At 64.9% G+C, this 21375-nt stretch carries 20 protein-coding genes; 9 read left to right on the forward strand and 11 right to left on the reverse strand.

All coding sequences use genetic code 11. The annotated features are described in order from the left end of the window. Positions 1 to 83: 83 nt before the first annotated feature. Complete coding sequence (locus tag QCE83_RS07320; protein ID WP_309808405.1) at positions 84 to 341, reverse strand: hypothetical protein; 258 nt, start codon at positions 339 to 341, stop codon at positions 84 to 86. A gap of 260 nt (positions 342 to 601) precedes the next feature. Between QCE83_RS07320 and QCE83_RS07325 the strand changes: the two genes are divergently transcribed. Beyond that, positions 602 to 1645, forward strand: coding sequence for a DUF2235 domain-containing protein (locus QCE83_RS07325; RefSeq protein WP_309808406.1), 1044 nt, complete (start codon positions 602 to 604; stop codon positions 1643 to 1645). A gap of 99 nt (positions 1646 to 1744) precedes the next feature. Continuing rightward, positions 1745 to 3328, forward strand: coding sequence for a hypothetical protein (locus tag QCE83_RS07330; RefSeq protein WP_309808407.1), 1584 nt, complete (start codon positions 1745 to 1747; stop codon positions 3326 to 3328). Positions 3329 to 3352: 24 nt separating this feature from the next. On the opposite strand, the gene QCE83_RS07335 is transcribed toward QCE83_RS07330, so the two are convergent. The 5 genes from QCE83_RS07335 to QCE83_RS07355 all read right to left on the reverse strand — a co-directional run bounded on the left by QCE83_RS07335 (position 3353) and on the right by QCE83_RS07355 (position 8286). Then, positions 3353 to 3739 carry a hypothetical protein gene (locus QCE83_RS07335; RefSeq protein WP_309808408.1) on the reverse strand — a complete coding sequence of 129 codons (387 nt, stop codon included), beginning with the start codon at positions 3737 to 3739 and terminating at the stop codon, positions 3353 to 3355. Between the two features lie 153 nt (positions 3740 to 3892). Next, complete coding sequence (locus QCE83_RS07340; protein ID WP_309808409.1) at positions 3893 to 5128, reverse strand: porin; 1236 nt, start codon at positions 5126 to 5128, stop codon at positions 3893 to 3895. 541 nt (positions 5129 to 5669) lie between these two features. Further along, a complete protein-coding gene (locus tag QCE83_RS07345) occupies positions 5670 to 5942 on the reverse strand; it encodes a hypothetical protein (RefSeq protein WP_309808410.1) in 273 nt (90 codons plus the stop codon). A 111-nt stretch (positions 5943 to 6053) separates the two neighbouring features. Next, complete coding sequence (locus QCE83_RS07350; RefSeq protein ID WP_309808411.1) at positions 6054 to 7211, reverse strand: aromatic ring-hydroxylating dioxygenase subunit alpha; 1158 nt, start codon at positions 7209 to 7211, stop codon at positions 6054 to 6056. A gap of 121 nt (positions 7212 to 7332) precedes the next feature. Next, the gene (locus QCE83_RS07355; RefSeq protein WP_309808412.1) at positions 7333 to 8286 is read right to left on the reverse strand and encodes a LysR family transcriptional regulator; all 954 of its coding nucleotides are present in this window, start codon (positions 8284 to 8286) and stop codon (positions 7333 to 7335) included. A gap of 104 nt (positions 8287 to 8390) precedes the next feature. Between QCE83_RS07355 and QCE83_RS07360 the strand changes: the two genes are divergently transcribed. After that, entirely contained in the window at positions 8391 to 9338 is a 948-nt protein-coding gene (locus QCE83_RS07360) for an EamA family transporter (RefSeq protein ID WP_309808413.1), read from the forward strand. A gap of 5 nt (positions 9339 to 9343) precedes the next feature. Here the strand turns inward: QCE83_RS07360 and QCE83_RS07365 are convergent, their stop codons facing one another. Next, entirely contained in the window at positions 9344 to 9991 is a 648-nt protein-coding gene (locus QCE83_RS07365) for a DUF938 domain-containing protein (protein ID WP_309808414.1), read from the reverse strand. 697 nt (positions 9992 to 10688) lie between these two features. Between QCE83_RS07365 and QCE83_RS07370 the strand changes: the two genes are divergently transcribed. The 3 genes from QCE83_RS07370 (at position 10689) to QCE83_RS07380 (ending at position 14016) form a co-directional block, all read left to right on the forward strand. After that, a complete protein-coding gene (locus QCE83_RS07370; RefSeq protein WP_404984747.1) occupies positions 10689 to 11195 on the forward strand; it encodes an ankyrin repeat domain-containing protein in 507 nt (168 codons plus the stop codon). Between the two features lie 288 nt (positions 11196 to 11483). Next, on the forward strand, positions 11484 to 12746 hold the full coding sequence (locus QCE83_RS07375; RefSeq protein ID WP_309808416.1) for a hypothetical protein: 1263 nt from the start codon (positions 11484 to 11486) through the stop codon (positions 12744 to 12746). Positions 12747 to 12777: 31 nt separating this feature from the next. After that, positions 12778 to 14016 (forward strand): MFS transporter, encoded by a 1239-nt coding sequence (locus QCE83_RS07380; RefSeq protein WP_309808417.1) that lies wholly within the window; start codon positions 12778 to 12780, stop codon positions 14014 to 14016. A gap of 28 nt (positions 14017 to 14044) precedes the next feature. Here QCE83_RS07380 and QCE83_RS07385 read toward each other — a convergent pair whose 3' ends face one another. Further along, positions 14045 to 15427: an FAD-containing oxidoreductase gene (locus tag QCE83_RS07385; protein ID WP_309808418.1), complete on the reverse strand. Its 1383-nt coding sequence runs from the start codon at positions 15425 to 15427 to the stop codon at positions 14045 to 14047. Positions 15428 to 15645: 218 nt separating this feature from the next. Here QCE83_RS07385 and QCE83_RS07390 point away from each other — a divergent pair, with 218 nt between their 5' ends. Then, a complete protein-coding gene (locus QCE83_RS07390; protein WP_309808419.1) occupies positions 15646 to 16959 on the forward strand; it encodes a cation:proton antiporter in 1314 nt (437 codons plus the stop codon). An 86-nt stretch (positions 16960 to 17045) separates the two neighbouring features. Further along, entirely contained in the window at positions 17046 to 17630 is a 585-nt protein-coding gene (locus QCE83_RS07395; RefSeq protein ID WP_309808420.1) for an ATP-binding protein, read from the forward strand. 69 nt (positions 17631 to 17699) lie between these two features. Here QCE83_RS07395 and QCE83_RS07400 read toward each other — a convergent pair whose 3' ends face one another. The 3 genes from QCE83_RS07400 to QCE83_RS07410 form a co-directional block, all read right to left on the reverse strand. Next, on the reverse strand, positions 17700 to 18809 hold the full coding sequence (locus tag QCE83_RS07400) for a saccharopine dehydrogenase C-terminal domain-containing protein (protein WP_309808421.1): 1110 nt from the start codon (positions 18807 to 18809) through the stop codon (positions 17700 to 17702). Between the two features lie 150 nt (positions 18810 to 18959). Next, positions 18960 to 19415 (reverse strand): Lrp/AsnC family transcriptional regulator, encoded by a 456-nt coding sequence (locus QCE83_RS07405; protein ID WP_309808422.1) that lies wholly within the window; start codon positions 19413 to 19415, stop codon positions 18960 to 18962. Positions 19416 to 19791: 376 nt separating this feature from the next. Further along, complete coding sequence (locus QCE83_RS07410) at positions 19792 to 20682, reverse strand: LysR family transcriptional regulator (protein ID WP_309808423.1); 891 nt, start codon at positions 20680 to 20682, stop codon at positions 19792 to 19794. A 145-nt stretch (positions 20683 to 20827) separates the two neighbouring features. Between QCE83_RS07410 and QCE83_RS07415 the strand changes: the two genes are divergently transcribed. Next, a complete protein-coding gene (locus QCE83_RS07415; protein ID WP_309808424.1) occupies positions 20828 to 21367 on the forward strand; it encodes a Spy/CpxP family protein refolding chaperone in 540 nt (179 codons plus the stop codon). The last annotated feature ends 8 nt before the right edge of the window (positions 21368 to 21375 follow it).

Raw genomic sequence — 21375 nt, forward strand, 5'->3', positions numbered from 1 at the left:
AAAAAATGCGTGCGATCGCCGTCCGGCGCGTTGCACGCCAGTTTTCCGGCAGGCCAGGCGGCCCGCCTTCGGTCATCGACAGGTCATGCGTCCGAAGCCGGAAGCGCCTGGTCTTTCGTCGGTGTTTGCAACGAAGCTGGCGATTGCGCACGGTCCTGACGCACCGGCGCCGCGCCGATGTTGCGCGCCGCTTCCCGATGCTGCGCGACGAGCGCATCGAGGCGGTCTTGCGCGAGACGCGGTCCGTCATCGCGCGCGAATGCGGATGTGCCCAGTATCGACAGCATCGCCAGCATGGCCGATGCAGCGATCAGCGCCGCGCCGAAAGGCTTGCTTTTCATGATGATCCCCGCAGGAGTGCGGCCTTTCATCCGACCGCAGACTCAGCATCGCACAAGGCCGCGCAATGTGCGCGGCATCCCTGCCGCCGCGCACGCGGACATGCCACGCTTATCCGCCAAAATGCAGCGCTTCGGTGCATGAAGCCCGCTTTCCATGCGTCGCGTGCTTGCACATGACCCCGCCGTTTCCTATTCCTTACATCGGGGCGTCAATTGTCATACCGGCGCCATCGAGTCAGGACCACCGGAGACCCGCGTTCATGAACCTCGCCATCTTCTTCGACGGCACGTGGAACGAACCCAACGATCGCACCAACGCCTATCTGCTTTACAAGCTTGCGCCGGAAACCGATCAGCAGGAAACCTTCTACGTGCCGGGCGTCGGCACGCAGGGCAAAGGCCTGTTCGCGCTCGCCGACAAATTCCTGGGCGGCGCCTTCGGCGACGGCCTCAGCCAGAACATCAAGAGCGGTTATGCATGGCTGTGCCAGCGTTACCGGCCCGAGGCGAAGATCTACATCCTCGGCTTCAGCCGCGGCGCCTATTCCGCGCGCAGCCTGGCAGGACTCATCCGTAAATGCGGCCTCACCAACGGCTGGGACGCGGACTCGGTCGATCAGGCCTACGGCATCTATCGCGATCGCGATAACGGCGCGTCGGCCGCTTCGGTCGTCGCTTTTCGCAAGCAGTTTTCGCGCGAGGTGGATGTCGAGTTCATCGGCGTGTGGGATACCGTCGGCGAACTCGGCATCCCGCTGGACGGCTTGCCGGTGCCGGGTTTCTCGAGTTATTACCGGTTCCACGACACCACGCTTTCGAACAGCACGAAGGCCGCTTATCACGCGATCGCGGCCAACGAATTCCGCTCGCTCTACAAACCGACCTTGTGGACTGCCGGCGACGAAGCGCGCGGCGACTTGCCGCTCGAACAGCGCTGGTTCGCGGGCGCGCATGCGAATGTCGGCGGCGGCTATCTCAGCCCGCCGCGCTCGCCCGCGGATCTGCTGCCGTTGATTCCGGCCGAATGGCTGCGCCAGAAAGCGGCCGCACGCGGTCTCGCCATCGACGGTCCCATCCAGATTCCACCGCTCGCCTACGACTCGCAGCCCATCGATTCGTACACCGAGTTCACCGCGCACCACCCGTTCCTCAAGGCAGTCTGCAAGGAGGAGCCGCGCACCGCTGGCCAGGCTTTGAACGAAACGATCGATCCGAGTCTCGTCGCGCGGCTGAAGGATCCGGGCTTTCTCAGCGCGTATCCGGCATTCGTCACGCAATTGAAGGCGCTGACTGTCGGCACATGAACGCCTTTCGCCGATAGTTGCAATCGCAATCATCCATGCGCCTGGCCAGCATGACGTCCGCCCGCAGCCCATGCTCCGCCCGGACACGAGGAGACCGGAATGAGCACATCCACGACATCGGAACGCGCCGCGCACGCCTCCAACGCTCAGGAACACGAAGAAGAAGACCAGGACGAAGCCGGCAGCGGCCAGCCCGGTCCGCGCGTCGCCGAGGACCTGGCTGCATGCGAAGCGCTGATCTCGCATGCGGCCGGGAGCGGCACCGTCCTGACGAAAGCCGATGTCGACGCCGTGCGCCGTGCGCGCGAGGCGTTCGATCAAGGCGTATGGGATCGCGAGATCGGCAGCGCGTTCTATGAGGCGATGATCCGCATCGCCGCTTCGGTGCACTATCCCGGACGGCGCATCGTCAGCGATCTCGACCACTGCCGCGACCTGATTTCGTATGGCGCGCAGAACGGCAAGCTGCTCGACGAGCACGATGTCGAAGCCATCGCGAAAGCGCGCGCCGCGCAGGGAGAGCACGCGTGGGACGCGGGCATCGAGAGCGCGTTCTACGCCGCCATGAGCCGCATCGCCCATGCGGTCACGCCGGTCGTCGCGGAGACCGCGGGCGACGAGGCGCGGCACGGCGCGCGCCGCGCGATCCGCATCTACACGTATTCGGCGATTGCGTTGACGGTGTTCGTCGTGTCCCTGTCGTGTCTGTTGTTCGTCGCCAATCAGGTCGCCACCGACATCGCCTCGGTCGTCAAGAGCAACGACGCCGCCGCGCTCACGCTGCACAACCAGTTGCAGGCGCATGCGGTGGCGATCGGCGAGGCCGAAAAAAAGCATGACGCCGATGCCGTCATCGCGTTGCAGAATTCGCAGCCCGCGCTGCAGATCAAGGAGGAACTGCAGAACTTCGCGACCAATAATCGCCAGTTGTTCGCGGACGTCTCGCGCATCAGCGCCTTCACGACGAGTCTCGGGCTCGGCGCGATCCGCAGCCCCTACAAGGCGCCCTGCGACGCCCAGGAAAGCGTGCTCAATTTTCAGGGCGCTTATCGCACTTCGCATTCACCGCGCTATTTCTCCGGCAAGACGCAGAGCGGCGACTGGCAATGCAATCCGGATGTCGCACGCAAAGTGCTCGAAATTACCCTGCCGCTGCTCGCCAGGCCGAACGCGGAACCCGGCGACAGCCATCCGCCCACCGACCTCGACGCCGTCCAGCAAGGCTTCCAGAAAATCGCCGTCTATCAGGACATTCGCGCAATGGCGCTCTATGCGAACGACATCATCCTGTCGATCGTCGGCGCGGTCACCGGCTTCATGTTGCCGGTGCTCTATGCATGGCTGGGCGCGTGTGCGGCGATCCTGCGCCAGTTGTCCGCGGATTCCGCGGCCAGCACCTTTCATCCGGAGCATTCGAAAGTCGCCAACCGGGCGCATGTGACGAGCGCGGTGATCGTCGGGATATCGATCGGGCTGTTCAGCGGCTTGCTCGAAGGCGGCAAGAACGTTTCGCCGCTCGCCATCGCGTTCATTGCGGGCTACGCGTCCGACAAGTTCTTCTTCTTCGTCGATCGTCTGGTCGGCGCGATGTTTCCGCCACGCACCGATCACGCCGATCACACCGCACGTCGTCCGCCTGGTGCACCGAAGGACACGGCGAAGACGCTGCGGTCCGGCTCCTGAATGCGCGCCGCAGCGCTTGGAACCTCAGAACAAATGCGGCGGCCGGGGTTCGGTCATGTCGCGCGGAAAGGTCTCGTCGAGTTCGAACTCGATGCCCGGATAGTCCTGCAAACGTCCGCTGACTTCGGCTTCGCGCTCGCTCGTGAAGAGGCCATCGAGGAAGTCGAACGACAGGTGCTCGACCAGCGCCTTCAACGCAAGCTCGGCGCTGCGCTTCGGCTCCGTGACGATGTCGCCCGAATCCGTGCGCGCGCAGAAGGCGCCGTTCTTTGCCTCCATCGCGCCGATATCGATCACCTTGCCGTCCACGTTCTGCGCCAGCAAGCGCTGTTCGACCGCGAACAACCTGAAGGGACGCGCGAGGGCGGCGGGAGCATCGGCGCCGGATGATGAGTCTGAGCGATTGGACATGATTGGATTCTCCATGGCTGCATTGGTGAAATGCGGTCAGCAAGGCCTGCGCCCGCCGGCGCAGCGGATCAGCGTGGAGAAGCACAAAAAAAACCGGACGCACGAGGCGTCCGGTTTTGCAACGATCCGCGGCACGCGGCCGCGAAGTAATGCTTAGAAGCGGTGGATGATACCCACGCCCGCCGCGAACTGGCTGCGCGAGGATGACGGTGCGCCCTGGAAGCCGTCGCCGATCGATGCAGTCGCATTGATCTGGCGGTTGACCGCGCCCGTCGGCGTGAACACCGGCGTGCCCAGCGTGCGGCCATTCGCGCGCTGGAACGCTTCCAGTGCGTACAGGCCCGTGCGCTTCGACAGCGAGTAGTACTGGGACAGGTTGAACTGGTGGTACGACGCTGCGTCGTCGATGCCGTTCGCCTTGCTGGCCCACGTGTAGCTGTAGCCTGCCGCGAAGTCCCATGCCGTCGTTGCCTTCCAGTGCAGCACGGTGCCGGCCGTGTTGAAGATGGCCGTGTCGGTGAACTTCGAGTTGATGCCCGGGATGTACTGAACGTTCGTGTACGTCGCCGAGACATCCCACGCGCTGTTGAAGGTGTAGCCGAAGCCCACCGCGAAGCGGTTCTGCGCCTGCGCGCCCTGGTAGCCGTTGGTCACCGCCGACACGCCCGACTGACCGCCGGTGTTGGTCGTCGAGTCCGCGCCGTACACGCCGCCGCCGTTGGTCGAGTTGTTGATGCGCGTGAACGCCACTGCGCCGCCGATCGGGCCTTGCTGATACTGGATCGCAGCCGACCACGTGGAACCCTGGTAGGCGCTGTCAGGCACGCCTGCGAGCGAGTACGAACCGCTCACCGTGAAGCCGTACAGCTTCGGCGACGTATAGACGATCGAGTTGTTCGCGCGGTAGATCGTGTCGAGTTCGTCCAGATCGCCCGGGTGCGCGCCGAAATAGCCGGTCAGCCAGTTGGTCGGGCTGTACGGCGACATCAGCGTGTAGTACGAGGTGTATTGACGGCCCAGCGTGAGGGTACCGTAGCCCGGGTTCGTCAGACCGACCCATGCCTGGCGGCCGAACATGGCGTTGGTGTACTGCTGGCCGCCGGTGTTGATGTTGAAGCCCGATTCCAGCTGGAAGATGGCCTTGTTGCCGCCGCCCAGATCTTCAGCGCCCTTCAGGCCGAAGCGGCTGCCTGCCCAGATGCCCGACGCCATCTTGACGTTGGAGCGGCCGCCGCTGTTCGAACCCAGCGACGTCTGGCTGCTTTGATAGACGATCGAATCGTCGACGATACCGTAGAGCGTGACGCTGCTCTGGGCGAAAGCCGGTGCCGCGGCCGCGAATGTCGTGGCTGCGACGGCAGCGGCCTGGGTCAGCGCGAAACGCTTCATTTTTAATCTCCTCATGCAATGGGCTGAACTTGTGTCGTCGACTTGTGGAACCGGTGCCGCTGAAGCGGCTTGACGTGTATCAAGTCGTAACTTTATCGACGGGAAGTGTATGGCTTACAGACAGAATGCGAAAGAACGTCACACTTTGTTGTCGTTTTTTTTCACTGTCTGGTTAACCAGAATTTTCGCAAGCTGCATTTGGCGGCATCCGGTCGCGAAACTGACGTTTAGCTGACTTCAGCGTGGCGTCGGAGCGGCTTTTGCATGAGACGAACGATCACACGGCAAATGCGGCCGGATCGCCTGAAAGGTCGATGGCGCGGGATTGCGGAGGGATTGGGATGCCGGAAAAAGACGACGCGCAAAGAGACCGGCACGGGGAACGCGCGGTACGGGTCAGCTGACCCGCGGCGTCAGTACTGGAATTACTTCGATAAGGCGTCTGGCTTTCTGCTCAGCGTTACAGCAATGGAAAACGAAAGCATAAAGAAAGGACTCTGCCAGCACCGGGGCGCGGCGCTGGCCGTATTCCCCGGCCGGTTCAGGGCTCGATTTTCGTGCGTAGTTCTCGCGCGGTTTCCAGAAGGCCTTCATAGCCCGAGCGCGCATGCGCGGGAAGATCGGGGTCGCCGACGAGCGTGCCGAGCGTCTCGATGATGCTGTACAGGATGCCCTTCGCCGCGCCCGCGGCCATCTTGCCGGCGGCGTAGGACTGATCGACGTGCGAGATCGCCGCGTCGAAGTGCTCGACTTCGGGATGCGCATCGTCGATGTGCGGAGCGTCGCTGCGCGGCTCGGTCGGGTCGTTGTTCATGATGAATGTCCTCCGTGCTTAACCGTTCGCCTGCTGTCGATGGATGCCTTCGGTTTCTGTATAACGCCGCGCCGCGGCGCGCGCAATCGAGAGCGCTCCGCAGGAAGCGCCTCACGAAGCCGGCAGCTCCTGCACCGGCTGAATGAAATGCACGCGACGCGTCTCGCCGCCGCCGCGTCCGGTGCCGTGCGGAACGCCTCGCTCCGACAACAGCGCGCGCAGATCCAGGATCACCGGGAACACCTCGTGGTTGTGATCCGCGCCCTGCCGGTCATGCGCTTCCTGCTCACGTTCGACGATCCACCGGTCCTCCGTGAAAATGCGCTCGGTAAACCAGACCAGCAGCGGCCACGCGGCGTCGAGCACCAGCGGCAGCTTCGGACGGCGGATCGACAGCAGGCCGAAGGTGCGGTTGGTGCGCTGCTCGGCGTCGAGCGGCACATACGCGATCCACAGATCCATCACCATGGTGTCGTCCTTGGTGCGGATCTTGAGCGTCTGCCACGGATACTCGGTGCGGACCGTCATGACGTCCTTGTTCGAGTCGTCGGGCTTCGCGCCGCGCTTCTGGCTGAACACCAGCGCCTCGCCGATCGGCTGCTTGCCTGCCTCCCGCGCGAACACGTAGTCGACCTCGATCCAGTCATCCCCGCGACGCCGTCCGAGCGAACGCGCGCGCATGCTGCCCATCTGCCGGCGATGCAGGAACTGATGGTTCATGTCCATCAGATTTTCGTGCATGAAGGTGTAGTGGCACTTCACATCGCCGCCGAAACGGCGTGTCTTGTAGGCGCGATCGTCGGCGGAACCGAGTTCGGGGAACTTCGCTTGCGGGGCGAGCGCCGGGTCGCCGGTGAACACGAAAATCAGCCCCGCCGCCTCGCGGCACGGATACGCGCGCACGCCGTTGGGCAGGCGCTCGCGGCCGAGATAGGGAATGTCGGTGCAGCGGCCGGTGCAGTCGTAGGTCCAGCCGTGATAGCAGCAACGAATCGACTCGCCGTCGACGACGCCCGCCGACAGCGGCACCTGCCGATGCGCGCAGCGGTCTTCGAGCGCGAACACCTGGCCCGATTCGGTGCGCACGAGCACGATCGGATCGCCGGCGAACTTCACGCCATGCGCGCGGCCGCGCTTCACCTCGCGCGACCATGCGAGCGGATACCAGTTGTCTGGATGGATGTCGACGCGGCGCAGATCGCGCGTCGGTCTTGCGGGTGTATCGGTGGAACCGGCTTCCTGCTCGCCTTGCGGCAACGCTGCGTGCATGTACGACGCCTCCGGGAAAGGGGAGATCGGATTGAGCGCCCCGGGCGACTGCGGCGCAATGAACGACCATTCGCAGTCTACACGGCGATGTCGGTTTCGGCGCGTGCAAGCTTGTCCTAAATCAAGCCGATGGCGACGCGTCCCCGAGGTGCGCATGCAGGTGATCGATCAGCGCCCGCACCTTCGGCGGCAGGAAGCGGTTCGGCGGATACAGCAGCCACACCGGGCCCTGATAGGCACGCACCTGAATCTCCCAGTCGGCCAGGACGGGCTGCACGCTGGCGGCGGCGAGCGCATCGCGGGCGGCGAATTCGGGCAGCGCCGCGATGCCGAGCCCGCGTTCCGCCGCCTCCAGCCGCGCGCCCGCGTGATTCGCGAGGTAGCGTCCGTGCACCGTGACCGTCGCCGTCTCGGCGTTCTCGCCGCCCGCGTGGCTCGCGTGCCGGGTGAAGCGCCAGCGATTGTCGTCGGCGGTTTCGCCGAGATAGATGCAATCGTGCGCCGCGAGTTCGCGCGGATGTTCAGGCACGCCCCGCGCGCGCAAGTAATCCGCCGACGCGCACAGCTGCCAGCGCACGCGCCCGAGCGGGCGGGCAGCGAGCCCTTGCGGCGGCTGGCTGGTCGCGCGGATGACGAGATCGATGTCGTGTTCGAGCGGATCGATGTCGTGGTCGCTGAAGACGAGCTGCACGTCGACTTCCGGATAGGCCGCCAGAAACGCCGGCACGAGCGGATGGATGACCGATTTCGCGTAGGCCGTCGGCGCCGACAGCGTAACGCGCCCCTGCGGCTTGCCGGTAGAGAGGCCCGCGGCATCGACGGCGGCCGCGGCGGCGGCGGCCATGTCGCGGCAGTATCGATACACCTGCTGCCCTGCTTCCGTGACGCGGACCTTGCGCGTCGAGCGTTCGAGCAGGCGCGTGGCGAGCGCCTCTTCGAGACGCTTGATCTGGCGGCTCACCGTGGAGGGCGGCGTGCCCAGCTGCCGTGCGGCGACGGAGAAGTTGCCGGCATCGACCACGCGTGCGAACACGGCCATGTCGGGCATCAGGGCGAACAGATCGACGGGATTCATTTGTGCATCTGCGACAATAACGCTGTGCGTGACGACCCGATTATCACGTACCGCGCATCATTCGACAATGACGGCTTCTTTCGCTTCTTCTTTCGGAGCCGTCCATGTCCCGCGAATCGCCCGCCCGCCGTATATTGCCGCTTGCCGATCTGCTGCTGTTCGCCGTCGCGATGGTGTGGGGAAGCAGCTACGGCGTCGTCAAGAGCGCGCTGGCCTTCTACCCCGTGCTCGGGCTGCTGACCCTGCGCTTCGGCATCACGTTCTGCCTGCTGGCTGTCCATTTGCGGCATCTGCGGTCGGCTGGCCGGAAGACACTTGCCGGTGTGGTCGTGCTCGGCCTTTTGCTGCTGTCGATCTTTCTCGCCGAAACCTTCGGCGTCTTGCACACGCGTGCTGCGAATGCCGCGTTTCTCATCAGTCTGTGCGTGGTGCTGACGCCGCTCGTCGAATGGGGCCTGCTCCGCCGACGGCCCTCGACGCCCGAATGGATCGCAGTCGGCGTGTCCTTCGCGGGCGCGTGGCTGCTCGCCAGCAACGGCACCCTTTCCTTCGATTTCAATCTCGGCGACGGCCTGATCCTCGCCGCGGCCGTGTTGCGCGCGCTATCGGTCTGCGTGACCAAGCGCGTGCTGCGGGCAACGCCGCTGCCGGCGCTCACGGTGACGGCCGTGCAGGCGGGCGTCGTGACGATGGGCAGCGCGGCGATCGCATTGACGCTTGCGCCGTCGCAATGGCAGGCGCTGCCGTCGGTCGCGGGTCATGCGGCGTTCTGGGGCTCGGTTTTGTATCTCGTGTTTGCATGCACGCTGTTTGCATTCTTTGCGCAAAACTACGCGATCGGCCGCAGCAGTCCCACGCGGGTGTCGCTGTTGATGGGCAGCGAGCCCGCCTTCGGCGCGCTGTTCGCGAGCGTATGGCTCGGTGAACACGTCTCGAGCGCCGGATGGATCGGCGGGGCGATGATCGTAGCCGCCTCACTCATGGCAAGTGTTTCATGGCGCGGACGGCTGGTGCGCCTCGGTGCGGGTGCGCGCTCGGCTGGCGAAGCTTGAATGCGTTATGCCAATTTCTCGAAGACGACGCTGAAATTGTTCGCAGGCATCGCGATGACCTCCTTGAGCGCAAAGCCGACGCGCCCGCCGGTGCTCTCCACGTCCTCCAGATCGCGTACGCCCCAGCGCGGATCGCGCGCGCGCAACTGTTGATCGAAGGCTTCATTGCTCGGCGCCGTGTGCGAACCGTTGCGCCGGTACGGCCCGTACAGGTACAGTACGCCCCCCGCGCCGAGTCTCGCGCCGGCGCCCCGAAAAAGCGCCTCCGTGGCCGCCCACGGCGCAATGTGGATCATGTTGATGCACACCACCGCCGACACCGCGCCGATGCCCCAGTCATCGCTCGTCACGTCGATAGCGAGCGGTTCGCGCAGGTTCGTCAGTCCGGCGTGAGCGCGCCAAGCCGCGATGGAGTCGCGCGACGCGGCATCCGGATCGCTCGGCTGCCACACGATGTCCGGCAACGCGGCAGCGCAGTGCGTCGCGTGTTGTCCGGTTCCGCTTGCGATCTCCAGCACGACGCCCTTTCGCGGCAGTACCCGCTTGAGGACCGATAGAATCGCATCGCCATTGCGCTCGGCGGCCGGCGCGCGACGGCGAATGCCCGTTTCGGGTTGTGGTGTGCCATGGGAATCAGATGCTGCGTCGGTCATTTGGGTCGTGTCGTGGTGAGGGTGCGGGGAAGGCGTTGCGAAACGCCGGCGATTGGGTGTTTTCAGGATTCGTGCTGTGTGTGTCTGGGTGTTGCAGGTTCGATCGGGGTGGGTGCTTCACAGCGTCGCGAACTTCAAGGTTCCGCAAGACCCGTTATAGCTGCGAGAGACTGCAGCGCCTGCGGCTTCGGTAGCTGCTGCAACTTCCGGCTTTTGCCGTCTCGCGGTTTTACGGCATTTGCGGCTCTCGCGGCTTCTCCAGCTCTTGCGGCTTCCGCAACTCACCCCGCTGACGATACGTTTGCAGCCCCTCGCAACAATCATCGTCACGTGCAACGCCGCAAGCGCTCGCAGCCCTGCGGACGGATGCGCGAAACGCAACATACAGCGTACCCGCACCGCGCGCCTGGGCTCGATTCGTGCTGCTTCGGCCCGCGGCAAGCGTGGCGCGACATGAAACCTGTGTATGCTCCCGGTTGATCCCGCGTCCGCCGCTCATTTTGCATGATGCGTTTTGCATGCGAAATGCCACTTGGTATGCATGACCCATGCATGCAAAACACAGCAAGGCACCCGCTTGCAACGCTTCGCTCAGGAAAGAAGCAGCGCGTGCGGCGCAATCGAAATGGAGTCAAGCATGCAGCATGATCCGAACCAGCAGGCGCCGAAGCAATCGAACCCCGGCCCCGACGACGACATGATCGCCTTTGCAAGCGAAGTGTTCGACGTGGCCCGCCGCGGCGACGCCTCAATGCTCGACGCCCTGCTGTCCAAGGGTCTGCCGCCCAACCTGCGCAACGACAAGGGCGACAGTCTCGTGATGCTTTCGAGTTATCACGGCCACGCCGAAGCCGTGCGCGTCCTGCTCGGGCACAAGGCCGATCCGGACCTGCGCAACGACAACGGCCAGACGCCGATCGCGGGCGCCGCGTTCAAGGGCTTCACCGACGTCATCGAGACGCTGCTCGCGCATGGCGCCGATGTCGAAGGCGCGTCGCCCGACGGACGCACCGCGCTGATGATCGCCGCGATGTTCAATCGCGTGGAGATCGTCGAGTTGCTGGTCGAGCGCGGCGCCGATCCCGATGCGCGCGATGCCGGCGGCTTCTCGGCCCGCGACGCCGCCGAAAAGATGGGCGCGCCCGATACCGCCGCCCGCCTCGCCGAAATATCGGCTGCGCGCAATCAGCCGGGCGCGGCATGAGGGTGCCGGTAGGGACGCACGGCGGCGGTCAGCGGGCAGTCACGGCGCGTCGACTTCCTCCTGCGGGACTTTGCATTCAGCCTTTTGCATGCAGGATGCAAACCGTCCCGGCGATCGACACACGCAGCATGCGGGGTGCAGTGTGCTAAAACGGGTACGCCGCCGGCAACCGCGCATGACGGACGCATACGTACATGCACGTGCGGATACCAACTGCGCGACGCCACGATCCGACCAACGACAATCAAGATCAACAAGCAGGTGATTCGGAACCATGGAGCTTTTGTGATGACAGGCGGTTACCCGCATCGGGGTCATGGGTCGTCGAACCGTGAGCGCGCGCCTCGCCGCGTGCGCCCGATCGATGGCGCCTTGCACGCGGCCGCGTACTGCCTGGCGCGTCTCTTTGCGCGCATGCTGGCGCTCGTCGCCCTATGCGCATTGATTGGCACACGAACCCGCGCACGAACCTGCGCACGAACCCGCAGCGCCCTCCGGCTTCGCACCGCGGCAACCCTGCTGGGCGCCGCGGTGCTCTCCGCATGCGGTTTGCTGCCGAAGCAGGTGCCCGCGCCGATCGTCGAGCATTCCTACATCCCGACGCCCGCCGAAGCCGCGCCCAACGAGCCCGAGGAGCCCTTGCCCGAAGTGCAGGCCCCCGAGCCCGCCTCCGCCGTCAAGCCCGCGCCGGCGCCGAAGCCCAAGCGCCGCATCGTCCGGCCGAAACCGCAGGAGCCGGCCGTCACGCCGCCGCCCGAGCCGGCCGAGCCGCCGCCGCCGCCGCAGATCATCTCGACCCGCACCATGCAGCACGATCAGCTGCACGGCCTCCTCGATGCCGAAGTGCAGCGCCCGGACGGCAAGGTCGTCGGGCGTGCGGTGGACATGTATATCGATACGGCCGCGCGACCCAAGCTGCTGATGGTGAACCTGGCCGGCTTCATGGGCGTCGGTGACCGCAAGGTCAATTTCCCGTGGACGGCCTTCCGCTTCACGCCCAATGCGAAGGGCGCGCCGATCACCTTCGTGCAGCCGTCGCCGCCCGCCAAGGGCAAGCCCGCCGATCCGGCGCCCAAGCCGCAGCCGGTCAACGAGGCGCCGCCGAATCTCGTGCAGCTGGTCGACTCGACGGTGGCGCAGAAGAGCGGCGCGCGCATCGGCCGGGTGGTCGACGTGCTGGTCGATTCGCAGTCTCAGCCGCAGGCACTCGTCCTCGATCTGTCGAGCTCGCTGGCGGAGGACAAGCGCCATGTGGCCGCCAACTGGGGAGATCTGCATGTCGTCTCGCACAACAAGCAATGGCAGTTGCAGATGGACTTCAACGACGCGCAACTGAAGGCGACGCCGACCTACTCGCCCGAGCAGCCGATCAAGATCGTCTCGCCGGTGGTGCCGGCGCCTGCGTCGGCGCCAGCGGGCTCATCGGCTGCACCGGCGGCGTCGGGGACATCAGGAACATCGGGCGCCGCAGCGACGGGCCCCACAGGAACGACGGCCTCGGGCGCTGTGTCGGCGCAGAAGCCGGCCTCCAGCGCGCGCCCCGCCAAATAACGGATAACGACATCGAGAACAGATTCACAACATGGTAATTGCACGCAGTCTGCGCGCGCTCGACTGGCTGAACTTCTTTGTCGCCAACGTGCAGACCGGCTTCGGCCCCTTCATCGCTTCGTACCTTGCGGCCAATAAATGGACGCAGGGCGAGATCGGCCTGATGCTTTCCGTCGGCACGATCAGCGCGATGGCGAGCCAGTTGCCGGCCGGCGCGCTCGTCGACGCCATGCGCAACAAGAAATTTGCTGCGCTTTCCGCGATCGTTGCGATCATCGTGAGCGCGCTGTTGCTCGCCGCGAGTCCGACCTTCGTCCCCGTCTTCGCCGCCGAGGTGCTGCACGGCTTCGCGAGCTGCATGCTCGTCCCGGCGATGGCCGCGATCTCGCTCGCCCTCGTCTCACGCGCCGATCTCGGCGACCGGCTGGGCCGCAATGCGCGCTGGGCGTCGATCGGCAGTGCGCTGACCGCTGCGTTGATGGGCGCGTTCGGCGAGTACCTGTCGCTGCGTTCGGTCTTCTTCCTGACCGCCGCGCTCGCCGTGCCGGCGATCTTCGCGCTGCGCATGATCCATTACGACATGGCGCCTGCCGTACCGCGTGCACCGCCCGGCAAACCGAAGATCACGCCCGAAGGTGAAGAACGCGAGTCGCTGCGCGAGTTGCTGAAAGACCGGCGCCTCCTGATCTTCGCGATATGCGTCGTGCTGTTCCACTTGTCGAACGCGGCGATGCTCAATCTCGCCGCCGGTGAAGTCACCGCGCACATGGGCGATAACGTTCAACTGGTGATCGCCGCGTGCATCATCGTGCCGCAGTTCCTCGTCGCGGTGATGTCGCCGTGGGTCGGACGCCAGGCGCAGAAGTGGGGACGCAGGCCGGTGCTGATCCTCGGCTTCTGCGCCCTGCCCGTACGCGCGATTCTGTTCGCCGGCGTGAGCAGCCCTTACCTGCTCGTGCCGGTGCAGATGCTCGACGGCATCAGCGCGGCCGTGTTCGGCGTGATGCTGCCGCTCATCGCCGCGGACGTCGCGGGCGGACGCGGGCACTACAACCTGACGATCGGTTTCTTCGGTCTCGCTGCGGGCGTCGGCGCGACGCTGTCCACGGCGGCAGCGGGCTTCGCCGCGGATCGCTTCGGCACGACCATGAGCTTCTTTGGATTAGCCGGCGCAGGCGCGCTGGCCGTGCTGATGGTGTGGCTCGCGATGCCCGAGACCCGCACCGAGCACGCGAAGACCGTGGAGGTCGAGCCGCCGGTCAAGGCCTGACCTTGCACGCGTGCAGTGAAGCTACGCATCATCGCAACGGCTTCAGGCCTTCGAGCAGCGTCGGGATCAGTTCGCTCACCGTCGGGTGGATGTGCATCGCGCGCTGCAGCGTCGTGTAAGGCGCGTCCGCGTTCATGATGTCGATGAAGGTATGGATCGCCTCATCGCCTTCTATGCCGTAGATCGCCGCGCCGAGGAAGCGCTTCGTGCGCGCATCGACGAGTGCCTTCATGAAGCCATCGGTTTCGCCGCGCTCGCGGGCCCGGCCGACACGCGCCATCGGCATCGTCGCAATGAGCGCCTCGCGGCCGTCCTTGCACACCTCTTCCTCGCTCATTCCCACGCGCGCGAACGGCGGATCGACGAACACCGCGTACGCCATGATGCGTGTGTCGACGCTGCGCGCCTCGCCATCGAGAAGGTTCGAAGCGACGATCTCGTAGTCGTTCCATGAGGTATGCGTGAACGCGCCGCGCCCGTTCACGTCGCCGATTGCATAAATGCCCGGCACGCTGGTGCGCAACTGTCCGTCCACGTCGATCATGCCGTGCCGGTTCACCGCGATGCCCGCGTGCGCGAGGCCGAGATCGTCGGTGTTCGGCGTGCGGCCGGTCGCGAACAGCAGATGCGACGCATCGACCGTCCCGGTGCCGGTCACGATGCGCACGCCCGCCGCCAGCGGCTCGACGCGCTGCAGGTCGGTCCCGAAGCGGAACTCGACGCCCTCGCGCGACAGCACGTCCTGCATCGCGCGGGCGACGTCCTCGTCCTCGCGCGTGAGGATCCGCTCGCCGCGCACGAGCAAGGTCACGCGGCTGCCGAAGCGCCGGAACATCTGGCCGAATTCCAGCGCGATATAACTGGCGCCGACGATCACCAGATGCTCCGGCACCTCGGTGAGTTCGAGGATGGAGGCGTTGGTCAGATAAGGCACGCTCTCGAGCCCGTCCACGGGCGGCACCGCTGCGCGCGTGCCCGTGTTGATGAAGACGAGATCGGCATCGATGTCCTGGGTCGAGCCGTCGGCGGCCTCGATGCGCAATGCATGCGGCCCCGTGAAGCGTCCGTGGCCCTTGAACACGGTGAGGTTCTTCGTGCTGCGCAGCCACTTTTCGACGCTGCTGCGTGAACCGCCGATCACCTCGTCCTTGCGCGCTTTCACGCGGGCCATGTCGATGGCAATGTCGCCGTCGATCATCACGCCATAGCGCGCCGCCGTGCGCGCGACATGCGCGGCCCGTGCACTCGCCACGTAGGTTTTGGTGGGCGTGCAGCCGACGTTCACGCAGGTGCCGCCGAACAGATGCCGCTCGATGATCGCCGTGCGCCGGCCGCTCTCGGCCAGCCGTACCGCGAGCGGCGAGCCGCCCTGTCCCGTGCCGATGACGACTGCATCGAAATGCTGTGACATGGTGAGGTCTCCGTGATCCGTTGCGGGCGCGCCGTCGTGGACGGCGAAGCGCTGAACATGAGTCGAAGCATCTTACGCGCAAGCCGCCACGGCTTCAGGAACGGTGCACCGGGCGTCCGATGCGGACATGGGCATGACACGTGCTCCTTTTGTGTGACTCATGCCGCGCGTTGGCCCGCGGCGTTCATCCATTCCGGCTCACGTGAGCGAAGGCATTCATGATCGAGACGATATGGTTTCTCGTCGTCGGCGGCGTGCTCATCTTCATGGGCCTTGCCAGTTCGACGTTCCGGCGCCTGCCGATCAGCACCGCGATGTGCTATCTGGCGATCGGCTTCGCGCTCGGTCCCGCCGCGGCCAATCTGCTGACGCTCGACCTCGCCACCGACGCGACGGTCCTGCGGCGCATCACCGAAGTCGCGATGCTCGCATCGCTGTTCGCCATTGGCTTGCGCCTGCGCGTGCCGCCGACCGATCGCATCTGGATCCTGCCCGTGCGTCTCGGGCTGGTCGCGATGGTGCTCACCGTCGTTGCGCTCACGGTCTTCTGCGTCTATGTGCTCGGCCTGGGCTGGGGCCCGGCGTTGTTGCTCGCCGCGATGCTCGCGCCCACCGACCCGGTGCTCGCGCACGACGTGCAAGTGGAAACCCCTGGCGACATCGACTTGCTGCGTTTTTCGCTGACGGGCGAAGGCGGCCTCAACGACGGCATTGCGCTGCCCTTCGCGCTGCTCGGCATCGCCGTGTGCCGCTTCGAGGCCACGCCAAGCGAAGCGCTGCACTGGGATTTCGCGTTGCAGGCCGTATGGGGCATCGCGGGCGCGCTTGCGAGCGGCTGGCTGCTCGGCGCGCTGTCGGTGCGACTCGTGGCGTATCTGCGCACGCGTCATGGACAGGCGCTGGGTCCGGAAGGCTTCTATGCGCTGGGACTGATCGCGCTGTCGTATGGCGTCGCCGAACTGCTACACACCTATGCCTTCCTCGCGGTGTTCGCGGCAGGGCTCGCGATGCGCCGCGTCGAACAGAAGGCGAGCGGCGACAAGACGCCGCGGCAGGCGGTCGGCAAGATCGATGCAGACGATGTCGGCGCGGCTGCGGCCGATCCCGAGCGCGCCCACGCGTTCGTGGCCGAGCGCGTGCATGGCTTCACGATCGAACTGGAGCGTATCGCCGAGGTGGCCATCATGCTGATGGTCGGCGCCCTGCTCGCGACGATGTGGCGCGACCTCTTCACGTGGAAGGCCGCAGCGTTGATTGCGGCGCTTTTCCTCGTGCTGCGGCCGGCGGCCGTCGAGCTGTCGCTGATCGGCTCCAATGCGAGCGGCACGCAACGTCGGCTGATGAGCTGGTTCGGCATACGCGGCGTGGGCTCGTTCTACTACCTGCTCTATGCGCTCGAACATGCTCCGCGCGACATCGCGACGCCGCTCGTGCCGCTCGTCATCGCGACCATTGCGGCATCGGTCGTGGTTCACGGCATCACTGCCACGCCGCTCATGAACCGCTATCAGCGCTGGAGCGCGGACGATTAACGGCGCACTTGCCGGCGCGCTTGCCTGAATGCGCGGGCGCGCGGCATCATCGTCGTCATGCACAACCCATTCGAGGATGTTCAGGCGTGAAGCATTTGCTCTTCTTCTGCGGTCATGCGGGCACCGGCAAGACCACGCTGGCCAGGCGCCTGTTCGCGCCGCTCAGCAACGCTGCCGGCGAGCCTTTCTGTCTTCTCGACAAGGACACGCTCTACGGACCATACAGCGCTGCGGCGATCGGCGCGCTCACCGGCGATCCGCACGATCGCGACAGTCCGCAGTTCATCGAGCACTTCCGTGATCCCGAATACCGTTCGCTCATCAATACCGCGGCTGAGAATCTTTCGCTGGGTACCAGCGTGATTGTGGTGGCGCCGCTCACGCGCGAGGTGCGCAGCGGCCGCCTGTTCGATCGAGCGTGGCTGGGTATCGACGACGATGTCGCGATTCGCGTCGTATGGGTTCACACCGCAGAGGCGGTGGCGCGCGAGCGCATTCTGGCCCGCGCCGATCCAAACGATGCGTACAAACTGGCGCATTGGGACGAGTATCGCCGGCGCCTGTTCGTACCCGACGACACCCTCGCCCAGACGCTCGTGATGGTCGACAACACCGCGCCCTCGGACGATACGCATGCTGACTTGCTGGCGCGTCTTGTCGAGACAGGATGATGCATGTTGCATTACGCGTAATGAATGCACTTTTGCATTACGCGTAATGAATGCACCTCGGTATGCACATCACGCAACTGCGAGCCGCCGCGCCGGCGCCAGCGCATTCGCGCCTTCGTACAGCTTGCCGAAGCGGTTTTCAAGAAACGCCTCGAGCGGCACCTGCTCCTGACGCACGAAGCCGGACTGCGGCAGCACGCCCTCGCGGAACAGATCGAGTTCGGCGCAAATCGCGCCGGCCGTGGTGATCTGAATCGCACTCATCGGCACGCCGCACACATTCTTCGCAAAGATCTTGCGCGTGAACACGTCCTGCACGAGCTGGCCATGACGCATGCCTGTCACCGTGACGAAGATCAGCACCACGTCCTGCGCCGTCGACGGCACCGCGCGCTTGAGCATGCTCTTGAGACCGTCGCGGTCGGTGGACATGCGCAGATCGTCGAGCAGGAATTGCATCAGGTCGCGATGCCCCGGATAGCGCACCGACTTGTAGTCGAGCGTCTCCACCTTGCCGGCAAGCGTTTCGCATAGCGTGCCGAGTCCGCCCGATGTGTTGAACGCCTCGTATTCGATGCCATCGAGAGAGAAATGCTCGACGCCTTCGAGCGGCTGCACCCACTGCGTACGGCCTTCGCGAATCGCCTCGCAGGGCTGGCAATACTCGTTGATGAGGCCGTCGATGCTCCAGGTGAGGTTGTACTTGAGCGCGTTGGTCGGAAACTCGGGCAGCGCGCCGACGCGCATCTTGACTTCGCGAACATCGTCGAGACGCTTCGCGAGATCGTGCGCCACGATGCCGATGAAACCCGGCGCGAGACCGCATTGCGGCATGAAGGCGAGTTCCGAATCATCGGCGATGGCGCGGATCGCATGCGTCGCGCGGACGTCCTCGGTCAGATCGAAATAATGAACGCCTGCCGCCTTCGCTGCCGAAGCGACGTTGATCGCGAGGTAGTAAGGCAATGCGTTGACGAGAGCATCGAAGCCTTGCAACGCCTGCCGCAGCGAGGGGGTATCGGCGGAATCGACACGGCGTGTCGCGAAGCCTTGCGCGTCGAGCAGTGCAAGCGCGTGTTCGTCGCGATCGAACGTGACCACTTCGAAATCCCCGCTGTCACGCAGCAACTGAGCAATGCTTCGACCGATCAATCCGGCGCCGACGAGAGCCACTTTCATATTCGTCTCCTTGTGTGTGTTCGAGTGGGGCCGAAGCCTTCTCCAAACAGTGTAGGGGCGGACGAATGCGGTTCCTAGACGCAAAGTGATGCGCTTCGACGAAGGTTTTCGACGTTTCGACGAGATGATGCTGCGTTTTGTCGTGTTCGGCTAGCCAGCCCGGTCGATCTTGCGCGCCAGGATGATGGACGTCGTCGTCCGCTCTACGCCTTCCAGCGCGCCAATTTCGTCGAGCAGGTCGTTCAGGCGGTCGGGTGAGTCGGCGCGCAGCCAGGCGACGTAATCGAACTCGCCGCTCACCGCGCAGAGCAACTGGATCTCGGGCATGCGCGCGAAACGCTTCTGCAGATCGCGCTCGTATCGCGGCGTCAGCTTGATGCCCACGTAGGCCTGGATGCTCGCGTCGAGCACGTCCTGCCCGAGCCGCACGCCATAGCCCGCGATCACCTGGTTCTTCTCGAGCCGGGCGATGCGGGCGATCACTGTCGTGCGAGCGACGCCCAGCTTCCGCGAAAGTTCGGCGACGCTCTCGCGGGCGTTCATCTGCAAGAGCGCGACGAGGTTGCGATCGATGTCGTCGAGTTGATCGAGGCGCGGCGGTCTCATGTGTGCGTGGTTCCTGGCGTTTTGAATTAGCTGAGTGGGTTCTATGCGTTATGCCTTTTGCGTTATGCCTTTTGAATGCCAGGGTATCTGGCATGCGTAATCCTGTATGCAAACGCATGGGTATGTGCTTTGTGTCGTGCTCACGTTCGGCCCGCCGGTGGCGAAGCAACTTCACGCCTCCCTTCTACTTCCCACTTCACTCCAGCCACGTTGCATTTTGCGTTATGCGTTTTGAATGCAAACCGGCATTTGGCATTTTGTGTTTTGCATTATCGCCGACGGGCTTGGGACATCGGCAGCGTCGTACATTCAGATCGCGGCGAGGTACAAGGCTTGCGGCCACCCACCTACAACTACCGTCCACCAATACTCACCATCACACCCCCAGCCGCGCCATCATGAAGTCGACGAAACTGGCCAGCTTCGGCGTCGCCCGCGTGTCACGGGGATACACCAGATGCACCGGCGAGGACTTCGGCAAGTACGGCTGCAACACCGCCACCAGCGCGCCGCTATTCAACTCGTCCTCCACCAGCGCATGCGGCTGCAATACCAGCCCGAAGCCCGCCAGCGCGGCTTTCTTCAGCGCCTCGCCGTTGTTTGCCCGAAAGCGCGCGGACCCGGTGCGGCGTGCGAGGATCGCATCATCCTCCCCTTCCAGCCGCCAGCCCGCCTCGCGTCCCTGATGCACGAAGCCCAGGCACTCGTGTCCCGCGAGATCGGCGGGCGTCGCGGGCGTCCCCGCACGCGCGAGATAGCCGGGCGCCGCGCAGACAGCCATCGCATAGGGCTTCAGCGGGCGCGCGACGAAGCTCGAATCCGCCAGCGCGCCGATGCGCACCGCTGCATCGAAGCGTTCCTCGACGATATCGACCATGCGGTTGGTGAGATCCAGCTCCACCGCGATCTGCGGAAACGCCGCCAGAAACTCGGTCACGGCCGGCGTGACGAAATGCACGCCGTACGTCAGCGGCACCGTCACGCGCAACACGCCGCGCGGCGTCGCGCTCATGGATTCTGCAAGCGTATCGGCGGCATCGACCTCGGCGAGAATGCGGCGGCAGCGTTCATAGTATTCACGGCCCACCTCGGTCAGACTCTGGCGGCGCGTCGTTCGCACCATCAGCCGCGTGTCCAGACGCGCCTCCAGCGCCTGCAAGTGCTTGCCCGCCATCGGCGCGGAAATCGAAAAGCGCTCGGCCGCGGCGCTCAGGCTGCCCAGGTCCACGATGGCCACGAAGACCCGCATGCTCAACAAGGTATCCACTGCGCTTATTTTCCAGAGTCGTATCGAATGTAAGCAGTTGTCGCAATGCAAGCGAATTCGAATGCAATCGTGATACTAATATCCGCCGACGGCATGCAGCATACCGGCACGCCCACCTTTCATCTCGATTCAAGGTACACAACGAATGAAAAGAACTCTCGTCACCCTGGCCGCCTCGCTGGTCTCGCTGGGCGCATTGAGCCCGGTCTTCGCGCAATCGTCCGCGCCCGCAGCCGCTTCTGCGTCGGCCGCTCCTTCTGCCCAAGCCGCTGCTTCAGCGCCGGCCGCGTCGAACCGCGAAGCGCGCACGGAAGAACGTATTTCTGAGCTCCACTCGAGCCTCAAGATTACGCCGCAGCAGGAAGAGCAATGGTCGAAGTTCGCCGACGTGATGCGCGACAACGGCCGCACCATGGCGGATCTGTATCGCCAGCGCGTCGCCCAGCGCAGCACGATGTCCGCGCTCGACGACATGAAGCAGTATCAGCAGATCACGCAAGCGAACGCGGACGGCACGAAGCGCCTCGTCGAAGCTTTCGAACCGCTTTACGCAAGCCTCTCGCCGGAACAGAAGAAACTCGCCGACACCAGCTTCCGCGACGAGCATGCCAAGGACCACCGCCATCGTGCGCATCGTCGCCCGCATGCGGCCGCGGCAGCGCCGGCTTCGGCGACCAAGCCCTGAGTCCACTC

The sequence above is a fragment of the Caballeronia sp. LZ034LL genome (assembly GCF_031451215.1).
Classification (GTDB): Bacteria; Pseudomonadota; Gammaproteobacteria; order Burkholderiales; family Burkholderiaceae; genus Caballeronia.

Bases quoted from the DNA above. Each gene is read 5' to 3' on its own strand.
- QCE83_RS07320 (WP_309808405.1), bottom strand. From the start codon at position 341: ATGAAAAGCAAGCCTTTCGGCGCGGCGCTGATCGCTGCATCGGCCATG.
- QCE83_RS07325 (WP_309808406.1), top strand. From the start codon at position 602: ATGAACCTCGCCATCTTCTTCGACGGCACGTGGAACGAACCCAACGAT.
- QCE83_RS07330 (WP_309808407.1), top strand. From the start codon at position 1,745: ATGAGCACATCCACGACATCGGAACGCGCCGCGCACGCCTCCAACGCT.
- QCE83_RS07335 (WP_309808408.1), bottom strand. From the start codon at position 3,739: ATGTCCAATCGCTCAGACTCATCATCCGGCGCCGATGCTCCCGCCGCC.
- QCE83_RS07340 (WP_309808409.1), bottom strand. From the start codon at position 5,128: ATGAAGCGTTTCGCGCTGACCCAGGCCGCTGCCGTCGCAGCCACGACA.
- QCE83_RS07345 (WP_309808410.1), bottom strand. From the start codon at position 5,942: ATGAACAACGACCCGACCGAGCCGCGCAGCGACGCTCCGCACATCGAC.
- QCE83_RS07350 (WP_309808411.1), bottom strand. From the start codon at position 7,211: ATGCACGCAGCGTTGCCGCAAGGCGAGCAGGAAGCCGGTTCCACCGAT.
- QCE83_RS07355 (WP_309808412.1), bottom strand. From the start codon at position 8,286: ATGAATCCCGTCGATCTGTTCGCCCTGATGCCCGACATGGCCGTGTTC.
- QCE83_RS07360 (WP_309808413.1), top strand. From the start codon at position 8,391: ATGTCCCGCGAATCGCCCGCCCGCCGTATATTGCCGCTTGCCGATCTG.
- QCE83_RS07365 (WP_309808414.1), bottom strand. From the start codon at position 9,991: ATGACCGACGCAGCATCTGATTCCCATGGCACACCACAACCCGAAACG.
- QCE83_RS07370 (WP_404984747.1), top strand. From the start codon at position 10,689: ATGATCGCCTTTGCAAGCGAAGTGTTCGACGTGGCCCGCCGCGGCGAC.
- QCE83_RS07375 (WP_309808416.1), top strand. From the start codon at position 11,484: ATGACAGGCGGTTACCCGCATCGGGGTCATGGGTCGTCGAACCGTGAG.
- QCE83_RS07380 (WP_309808417.1), top strand. From the start codon at position 12,778: ATGGTAATTGCACGCAGTCTGCGCGCGCTCGACTGGCTGAACTTCTTT.
- QCE83_RS07385 (WP_309808418.1), bottom strand. From the start codon at position 15,427: ATGTCACAGCATTTCGATGCAGTCGTCATCGGCACGGGACAGGGCGGC.
- QCE83_RS07390 (WP_309808419.1), top strand. From the start codon at position 15,646: ATGATCGAGACGATATGGTTTCTCGTCGTCGGCGGCGTGCTCATCTTC.
- QCE83_RS07400 (WP_309808421.1), bottom strand. From the start codon at position 18,809: ATGAAAGTGGCTCTCGTCGGCGCCGGATTGATCGGTCGAAGCATTGCT.
- QCE83_RS07405 (WP_309808422.1), bottom strand. From the start codon at position 19,415: ATGAGACCGCCGCGCCTCGATCAACTCGACGACATCGATCGCAACCTC.
- QCE83_RS07415 (WP_309808424.1), top strand. From the start codon at position 20,828: ATGAAAAGAACTCTCGTCACCCTGGCCGCCTCGCTGGTCTCGCTGGGC.